The organism is Bacillus sp. SA1-12, from assembly GCF_000981385.1.
GTDB lineage: Bacteria > Bacillota > Bacilli > Bacillales > Bacillaceae > Metabacillus.
The window spans coordinates 1-301 of sequence record NZ_LATZ01000065.1 but is presented as its reverse complement, the minus strand read 5'-3'; the positions used below and the strand labels follow the sequence as shown (position 1 = coordinate 301).

Here is a 301-nt window from a genome sequence, read left to right as displayed (position 1 = left end):
GTCGGCGAGCGCCAATTCGGTGTTAATCACGGCAATGTCATCAGCAGGATCGACTTTGCCCGACACATGGACAATATTGTCATTTTCAAAACAGCGCACCACATGGCCAATGGCGTCGGTTTCACGGATGTTGGCCAGGAATTTGTTACCCAGTCCTTCACCGCGTGATGCACCCGCGACCAAGCCGGCGATATCGACAAACTCCATGGTGGTCGGTAGCACTTTTTGTGGGTTCACAATTTTGGCTAACGCATCCAAGCGCAAGTCAGGCACAGGCACCACGCCCGTGTTTGGCTCGATG

At 53.8% G+C, this 301-nt stretch carries 1 protein-coding gene; it reads right to left on the bottom strand.

Annotation, left to right across the window (positions count from 1 at the left end; translation table 11 throughout):
• Positions 1–301, bottom strand: a 301-nt coding sequence (locus tag WQ54_RS17690; RefSeq protein ID WP_046585942.1) for a GTPase, incomplete at both ends; no start/stop codon positions are given.